Source organism: Inquilinus limosus MP06 (genome assembly GCF_000767795.1).
Classification (GTDB): Bacteria; Pseudomonadota; Alphaproteobacteria; order DSM-16000; family Inquilinaceae; genus Inquilinus; species Inquilinus limosus_E.
On sequence record NZ_JANX01000314.1, the window covers coordinates 1 to 7,264 of the forward strand.

Below are 7,264 nucleotides of genomic sequence, written 5' to 3' on the forward strand. Positions count from 1 at the left end.
GACGAAGCCGTCGGACGTCGGGGCCACCGACCAGTCGCGGCCGGCGAGGTGCAGCGGCGCCCCGGCCGATTCGATGGCGCGGGTCAGCACCGCCACCGCCGTGTCGTTCTTCTGCGGCGCCACCACCATGGGCACGCCGGGCTTGGCAATGGCCGCCTTCTCCGCCGCGATCGCCTCGATCGTGTCGCCCAGGAACTGCATGTGGTCCATGGACAGGCGGGTGATCGCGGTCGCGGCCGGGCGCGGCACCACATTGGTGCTGTCGTAGCGGCCGCCGAGGCCGACCTCGAGCAGCACCACATCCGCCGGCACCTCGGCGAAGGCCAGGAAGGCGGCGGCGGTGGTCGCCTCGAAGAAGGTCACCGGCTGGCCGGCATTGGCCGCCTCGACCCGCTCCAGCAGGTCGACCAGCGCCGCGCTGCCGATCAGCGACCCGGCCAGGCGGATGCGCTCGTGGAACCGCACCAGATGCGGCGAGGTGTAGACATGGACGCGATAGCCCGCCTGCTCCAGGAAGGCGCGCAGGAAGGCGGTGGTCGATCCCTTGCCGTTGGTGCCGCCGACATGGACGACCGGCGGCAGGCGCAGCTGCGGGTCGCCCAGCGCGGCCAGCAGCCTTTCGGTGCGGCCCAGAGACAGGTCGATCCGCTTCGGATGCAGATGGGTCAGCCGGTCGAGCGCGGCCTCGACGGCGGCCGCCTGGACGGCATCCGCCTGCGCGTCAGGCACGATAGGCGGGCTCGCCCTCGATCGCGGCCGCGGCGGCGATGTCGGCCGGATCGACCACGATCTCGACCGGGGCCGGATGGACGCCGCCCATCAGATGGCCGAGGGTGCGGATCAGGGTCTCGCGCAGGTCCTTGCGCACCACCACCACGTCGACCATGCCGTGGTCGAGCAGGTATTCGGCGCGCTGGAAGCCCTCTGGCAGGGTCTCGCGGATCGTCTCCTCGATCACCCGGGCACCGGCGAAGCCGATCTGCGAGCCGCGCTCGGCGATGTGGATGTCGCCGACCATGGCGAAGGAGGCGGTGACGCCGCCCGTTGTCGGGTCGGTCAGCACCACGATGTAGGGCAGGCCGGCATCCTTGACCTGCTCGACCGCGATGATCGAGCGCGGCATCTGCATCAGCGACAGGATGCCTTCCTGCATGCGGGCACCGCCGGAGGCCGGCACCACCACCAGCGGCGCGTGCTGCATCACCGCCAGCTTGGCGGCGGCAACCAGCCCCTCGCCCACCGCCATGCCCATCGACCCGCCCATGAAGCCGAAGTCGAAGGCGGCGATGACGGTGTCCTGCCCGCCCATCTTGCCATGGGCGACGACGATCGCGTCGCTGGCGCCGGTCTTGGTCTGCGCCTTCTTCAGCCGGTCCGTGTAGCGCTCGGTGTCGCGGAACTTGAGCGGGTCGACGGCCGGCTTCGGCAGCTCGATGGTCTCGTACTTGCCGTCGTCGAACAGCATGGCCAGCCGCTTGGTCGGCGACAGACGCATATGGTGGCCGCAATGCTGGCAGACATGGAGGTTGGCCTCCAGGTCGCGATGGAACAGCATCGCCTCGCAGTTCGGGCACTTCGTCCACAGATTGTCCGGCGTCTCCGGCCGGGACGAGACGAGAGCCCGGATCTTCGGGCGGATGTAGTTGGTCAGCCAGTTCATGGCGCGGTTTTCCGCCTTTCGGGCCGGAAGGTCAAGATCGAGGCATTCCTTGAGAGTAAGGCAAAATTGCCTTATATGTAAGGCTGTCAAGCCTTACAGGCCTTCACCATGATGACGCTCCTGACTGTCACGACCAAGGGCCAGGTGACCTTGCGCAAGGAATTGCTGCAGCACCTCGGCGTTGCGCCCGGCGACAAGATCGCCGTCGACCTGCTGCCGGACGGCCGGGCCGAAGTGCGGTCGGCGAAGGCATCGGGGACCATCGAGGATTTCTTCGGCTGCCTCGCCGAACCCGGAACACCGAAGCTGTCGATCGAGGACATGGATGCCGTCATCGCCGCGGGATGGGCCGGCGAAACGTGAAGATCATCGCCGACACCAACCTACTGGTCCGGGCCGCCATGCGGGACGATCCGGAGCAGACGGCGCTGGCGGAAACGGCGCTCCGCAACGCCGACAGCATCGCCGTCACCCTGCCGACCCTGTGCGAGTTCGTCTGGGTCCTGACGCGCGGCTACAGGAAGACGCCGGGCCAGGCCGCAACGGCCGTGCGTCGGCTGCTGAGCAGCGCCACCGTGGCGGCCGACGGCCCGGCTGCCGATGCCGGTCTCGCGATTCTCGAAGCTGGCGGCGATTTCGCCGACGGCGTCATCGCCTTCGAGGGACGGCGTCTTGGCGGCGAGGTGTTCGTGACCTTCGATCGCAAGGCGGCATCGCTGGTCGATGCCGCCGGCACCAGGGCGCGGCTTCTGTCCAGGACCTGACCCGCCGACAGACCGGCGGATCGCATCTCGCGGCGCCCGAGCCTACGGGTTCGGCACGAACATGGCGTTGGGCGGCGCCGCCGAAACCTGCCGCACCACCTCCGCCAGCGTGGTCATGCAGCAGTCCAGCGACCAGCCCCGACGCATGACGCCGCCGGAGATCTCGACCGCCGTGACGGAGTGGACGATCCCGCCCTGCTCGAAGGCGACGAGCCAGGTGTCGCCGTCATGGCCGGCGGTGATGAAGCGCCGCATCGGCAGCGGCTCGACCACGGCGTCGCCGACATTGAACGGCTCGCCTTTCCCGGCCATGCCATCCAGCCCCCGGTTGTCCGCCCCCAGCGCCCGGCGAACCGGGGCCGGAAGCGCCGCGAGCGACGTGACCTCGCGCAGCCGGTGACCCTGCCAGGACACGGCAGGTCCCGACGGGGCTTCCGCAGGCTCGGCCCCCGGCCCCTGGGCGACGGGTGTCGCCGCGCAGGCCGCGAGGGCGACGATCAGGACGACGGCACCGACACAGCCCCTCATCACCATGGCAGCCCCCGGCGAAGTCAGATCATCGCCAGGAGGCGCCGCCATTGTGGCGCAACGATGGAGGCACCCCGCCTCAGCGTGCCCCGCGCACGCCTTCGGCCAGGCGGCGGACCAGGGCCAGCGGCGCATCCACCGTCGCCGCGGTCGGGCGGCCGTCGGCGTGCAGCGAGTGCCGGATCTCCTCGACGATGGCCGATCCGACCACCGCGGCGTCGGCGATGCGGGCGATCGCGGCCGCCGCCTCGGGCGTCTTGATGCCGAAGCCGACGGCCACCGGCAGGTCGGTGTGGCGCCGCAGCCGGTCGATCGCCGGCTGCACCGCCGCCGCATTCGCCGCCGCCGCGCCGGTGATGCCGGTGACCGAGACGTAGTAGATGAAGCCCGAGGTGTTCTTCAGCACCGCCGGCAGCCGGGCGTCGTCGGTGGTCGGCGTCGCCAGGCGGATGAAGTCGATCCCCGCCGCCAGCGCCGGCAGGCACAGCTCGGCATCCTCCTCCGGCGGCAGGTCGACCACGATCAGCCCGTCCACCCCGGCGGCCTTGGCGTCGGCCAGGAAGCGCTCGACCCCGTAGGAGTAGATCGGGTTGTAGTAGCCCATCAGCACGACGGGGGTCGCGCTGTCGCCCTGACGGAAGCGGCGCACCAGGTCCAGCGTCTTCGCCAGCGTCATGCCGACGGCCAGCGCCCGCAGGCCGGCCGCCTGGATCGCCGGGCCGTCGGCCATCGGGTCGGTGAAGGGCATGCCGATCTCGATCAGGTCGGCGCCGGCCTTGGGCAGGCCCTCCAGGATCCTGAAACTGCTCTCGATGTCCGGGTCGCCGGCGGTCACGAAGGTGACCAGTGCGGCCCGGTTCTGCGCCTTCAGCTCGGCGAAGCGCACGGTGATGCGGGTCATCAGATCTGCACTCCGAGCGCGTCGGCGACGGTGAAGATGTCCTTGTCGCCGCGGCCGCTGAGGCACATGACGAGCAGGTTGTCCTGGGGCAGGCCGGGCGCGATCTTGATCACATGCGCCAGGGCATGTGCCGATTCGAGCGCCGGAATGATCCCTTCCAGCCTGGCGCAGAGCTGGAACGCCTCCAGCGCCTCCTGGTCGGTCACGGCTGCGTATTTCACCCGGCCGATGTCGTTCAGCCAGGCATGCTCCGGCCCGATACCGGGATAGTCGAGGCCGGCGGAGATCGAATGCGCCTCCTCGATCTGGCCGTCCTCGGTCTGCAGCAGATAGGTGCGGTTGCCGTGCAGCACGCCCGGGCGGCCGCCGGTCAGCGACGCCGCGTGCTTGCCGGTCTCGACGCCGTGGCCCGCCGCCTCGACGCCGTGGATCGCGATCTCCGGCATGTCGAGAAAGGGGTGGAACAGGCCGATGGCGTTGGACCCGCCGCCGACCGCCGCCACCAGCGTGTCCGGCATGCGGCCCTCGGCCTGCATGATCTGCTCGCGCGTCTCGTTGCCGATCACCGACTGGAAGTCGCGCACCATGGCCGGGTACGGGTGCGGTCCGGCCACCGTGCCGATGATGTAGAAGGTGTCCTCGACATTGGTGACCCAGTCGCGCAGGGCCTCGTTCATCGCGTCCTTCAGCGTGCGGCTGCCGGAGACGACAGGCACCACCTCGGCGCCCAGCAGCTTCATCCGGAACACGTTCGGCTTCTGCCGCTCGATGTCGACCTCGCCCATGTAGATGGTGCAGGGGAGGCCGAACAGGGCGCAGACCGTGGCGGTGGCGACGCCGTGCTGCCCGGCGCCGGTCTCGGCGATGATCCGGGTCTTGCCCATGCGCCGGGCCAGCAGCACCTGGCCCATGCAGTTGTTGATCTTGTGCGCGCCGGTGTGGTTCAGCTCCTCGCGCTTGAAGTAGACGCGGGCGCCGCCGAGATGCTCGGTGATCCGCTCGGCGAAGTAGAGCGGGCTGGGCCGGCCGACATAGTGGGTCAGGTAGTAGCGCAGCTCGCTGGCGAACTCAGCGTCCTTGCGGGCGGAGGCATAGGCCTTCTCGACCTCGAGGATCAGCGGCATCAGCGTCTCGGCGACGAAACGGCCGCCATAGAGGCCGAAGCGGCCATTCTCGTCCGGGCCCGTGCGGAAGCTGTTCGGACGGGGCTGGAAGGGTGCGGTCTCGGTCAAGCGGGGCGGCTCCCGGCGCAATCGTGGCAAGAATGGGGCTGAGGCGGGTGACCTTACCGGCGACCGCGCCGCGCGCCAAACATTTGTCGCGAATGCCCGAGGCGCACGCATTCCAGACCCGCAGGGAGCGCAGGGCGGGAAGGGTCGTCCCGCCCCTTCACCGTCATTGCGAGGAAGCGAAGCCGACGAAGCAATCCAGGGGCCAGTGTGAACCGGCCCCTGGATTGCTTCGCTTCGCTCGCAATGACGGTGTGTGGAGGGAGACGCCTGCGCTACTGCCCGACGGCCCGCACGGCGGCGAGGAAGCGTTCCACCCGCTCCGGCGTCTTGTGGCCGGGGCGCTCTTCGATGCTGGAGGCGACGTCGACCGCGACGGCGCCGGTGCGGGCGACGGCCTCGGCGACATTGGCCTCGTTGAGGCCGCCGGCCAGCATCCAGGGCTTCGACCAGGTCCGGCCGGACAAGATCGACCAGTCGAAGGCCAGGCCATTGCCGCCGGGCAGCGAGGCGACGCCCTTCGGTGGCTTGGCATCGAACAGCAGTCGGTCGGCCACCGCCTCATAGGCAGCGACCCCGTCCAGATCCTCGACCGTGGCGATCTTGATCGCCTTCATCACCGGCATGGCCCAGCGGCCGCGGATCTCCGCCACCCGGGCCGGCGTCTCCGAACCGTGCAGTTGGATCACGTCGAGCGGCACCCGGCCCAGCACGGCGCCGAGCTCGTCCTCGGTCGGGTCGACGAACAGGCCGACGCTGCGCAGTCCGGTCGGCACCATGCGCGCCAGCTCGGCGCCCAGGTCCGGCGCCACCGAGCGCGGGCTGGGCGGATAGAAGTTGAAGCCGACCCAGCGGGCCCCGTGCTTCGCCGCCGCCTCCAGCACCTCCGGGGTGCGGATGCCGCAAATTTTCGCGTCGATGGTGGTCATGGCACAGGAGATGTGGGGGCCGCGGCCCCGGCATCAAGCGCCAGGCCGAGATCGGCGGCGATCGCGCGCGCCGCCGCGGCCGGGTCGGCGGCGGCGGTGATCGGCCGGCCGATGACGAGATGGGTGGCCCCGGCTTCCATCGCCTCCTGCGGCGTCATCACCCGCTTCTGGTCGCCGGAATCGGCCCCGGCCGGACGGATGCCGGGCACCATCAGCACGGTGGTCGGCTTCAGCACGCGGCGCAGACGCGCGATCTCCCGCGGCGAGCAGACGACGCCGTCCAGGCCGCTCGATTCGGCCAGCCGGGCCAGCCGCTCGACCTGGCCGGCGACCTCCATCCCCTGCCCCACCGCCTCGAGATCGGCGACGTCGAGGCTGGTCAGCACGGTGACGCCGAGCAGCTTCGGCCGCGGCACACCCCGCTTCTCCGCCTCCGTCGCCGCCGCCTCGGCCGCGGCCTGCATCATCGCCCGGCCGCCGGAGGCGTGCAGGGTGATGTAGGCGGGCGACAGCGGCACCACCGACCGGATGGCGCCGGCCACGGTGTTGGGGATGTCGTGCAGCTTGATATCGAGGAACAGCGGCACGCCGGTGGGACGGACCTCGCGGATCCCCGCCGGCCCCTCCGCCATGAAGAATTCGAGGCCGAGCTTGATGCCGCCGACCGCGCCGGCGACCAGGTCGATCAGCCGCTTCGCCTCGTCCCGGGCCGGCGCGTCGATGGCGCAGAAAACCGGATTCGTGGTCATGCCCGCTCTCCTTCCGCCGGCAGGTGGCCGGCCGCCCAGGATGTCAGCTCCGCGGCGTCGCGCCGGCCGAGCACGCCGTCGGCCACCGCCCGGCCGATCAGCGCCCCGAACTTGAAGCCGTGGCCCGAGCACGGGCTGACCAGCCACGCCCGGCCCCGCCGCTCCAGGATGAAGCGGCGATCCGCAGTGAAGATATAGCGGCAGGGGCGGGCTTCGAGAATGCGGTAACGGTCGAGGTCGCGCAGCACCGGCCGGTAGCGCTCGCGAAAGGCCTCCGCCTCCCCCGCCGCCGGGGTCGGATCAGCCTCGGGATCCGCCTCGCGCTTCCAGGCCCCGAGGCCGATCTTCAGCCGGGTGCCGCCGACCGGCGGGATCGCCCAATGATCGTCCGGGAAGCCGCAATCGACGATGCCCGGCGCCGCGGCCCAGGCGGCGGCATGCTCCGCCGGCGGCTCGAGATAGACCACCAGCTGGCGGTAGGCGGTCAGCCGCGACGCCAGCTCC

At 70.7% G+C, this 7,264-nt stretch carries 10 protein-coding genes; 2 read left to right on the plus strand and 8 right to left on the minus strand.

What is annotated here, in order from left to right:
- Both P409_RS21255 and accD read right to left on the minus strand, forming a co-directional pair.
- On the minus strand, window positions 1–729 hold a 729-nt coding region (locus tag P409_RS21255; RefSeq protein WP_274519169.1), incomplete at its 3' end, for a bifunctional folylpolyglutamate synthase/dihydrofolate synthase.
- Window positions 722–1,660 (minus strand): acetyl-CoA carboxylase, carboxyltransferase subunit beta, encoded by a 939-nt coding sequence (gene accD, locus P409_RS21260; RefSeq protein WP_034843340.1) that lies wholly within the window; start codon window positions 1,658–1,660, stop codon window positions 722–724. The genes P409_RS21255 and accD, both read right to left, overlap by 8 nt.
- A 108-nt stretch (window positions 1,661–1,768) precedes the next feature.
- Between accD and P409_RS21265 the strand changes: the two genes are divergently transcribed.
- Both P409_RS21265 and P409_RS21270 read left to right on the plus strand, forming a co-directional pair.
- Window positions 1,769–2,023: an AbrB/MazE/SpoVT family DNA-binding domain-containing protein gene (locus P409_RS21265; protein WP_238578738.1), complete on the plus strand. Its 255-nt coding sequence runs from the start codon at window positions 1,769–1,771 to the stop codon at window positions 2,021–2,023.
- Entirely contained in the window at window positions 2,020–2,424 is a 405-nt protein-coding gene (locus P409_RS21270; protein ID WP_034843367.1) for a type II toxin-antitoxin system VapC family toxin, read from the plus strand. Before P409_RS21265 ends, P409_RS21270 begins: the two co-directional genes overlap by 4 nt.
- A 42-nt stretch (window positions 2,425–2,466) precedes the next feature.
- Here P409_RS21270 and P409_RS21275 read toward each other — a convergent pair whose 3' ends face one another.
- From P409_RS21275 to P409_RS21300, 6 genes are all read right to left on the minus strand, one after another.
- A complete protein-coding gene (locus P409_RS21275; protein ID WP_152613471.1) occupies window positions 2,467–2,958 on the minus strand; it encodes a hypothetical protein in 492 nt (163 codons plus the stop codon).
- Window positions 2,959–3,031: 73 nt separating this feature from the next.
- Entirely contained in the window at window positions 3,032–3,853 is an 822-nt protein-coding gene (gene trpA / locus P409_RS21280) for a tryptophan synthase subunit alpha (protein ID WP_202964751.1), read from the minus strand.
- Window positions 3,853–5,085 carry a tryptophan synthase subunit beta gene (gene trpB, locus P409_RS21285; protein WP_034843348.1) on the minus strand — a complete coding sequence of 411 codons (1,233 nt, stop codon included), beginning with the start codon at window positions 5,083–5,085 and terminating at the stop codon, window positions 3,853–3,855. The genes trpA and trpB overlap by 1 nt, the downstream gene beginning before the upstream one ends.
- 272 nt (window positions 5,086–5,357) lie before the next feature.
- Complete coding sequence (locus tag P409_RS21290; RefSeq protein WP_034843351.1) at window positions 5,358–6,011, minus strand: phosphoribosylanthranilate isomerase; 654 nt, start codon at window positions 6,009–6,011, stop codon at window positions 5,358–5,360.
- Window positions 6,008–6,760, minus strand: a complete 753-nt coding sequence (pyrF, locus tag P409_RS21295; protein WP_052121076.1) for an orotidine-5'-phosphate decarboxylase — start codon at window positions 6,758–6,760, stop codon at window positions 6,008–6,010. The genes P409_RS21290 and pyrF overlap by 4 nt, the downstream gene beginning before the upstream one ends.
- The coding region (locus tag P409_RS21300; protein ID WP_034843356.1) for an FAD-dependent oxidoreductase at window positions 6,757–7,264 on the minus strand (508 nt) is incomplete at its 5' end. The genes P409_RS21300 and pyrF, both read right to left, overlap by 4 nt.